Annotated in this window: 1 protein-coding gene; it reads right to left on the bottom strand. The window is 34.2% G+C overall.

The genetic code is table 11. From position 1 onward, the window contains the following. Nucleotides 1–36 precede the first annotated feature (36 nt). The coding region (locus tag ACNQ0T_RS23430; protein WP_417930406.1) for a DMT family protein at nt 37–336 on the bottom strand (300 nt) is incomplete at its 5' end.

Raw genomic sequence — 336 nt, 5'->3', positions numbered from 1 at the left:
ATCTTCTACTTTCTATAAAGTAGAAGATGCTGTTCACTAAAAAGGACCTTTAAAAATAAAAAATGCGCCTGCAAAAATAAGAATAAAGCCAATGATATGGTTTATTGTAAAACTCTCACCTAGATAAAGCACAGAAAACCCAGCGAATACGCATAACGTAATCACTTCTTGCATCGTCTTCAATTCAGCGGCGCTGTAATATTGGTGTCCTAAGCGATTTGCAGGTACCGCAAAACAGTATTCTACAAATGCAATCAACCAACTAAAGAATATGACTATATATAATGGCTTATTCGTAAATTTTAAATGTCCATACCAAGCGAACATCATAAATAC

Origin of the sequence: Enterobacter cloacae complex sp.6700776, from assembly GCF_048284255.1 — a bacterium.
GTDB classification, from domain to species: Bacteria; Pseudomonadota; Gammaproteobacteria; order Enterobacterales; family Enterobacteriaceae; genus Enterobacter; species Enterobacter intestinihominis.
The sequence above is the reverse complement of the archived record's forward strand: the minus strand, read 5'-3'. Positions and strand labels throughout refer to the sequence as shown.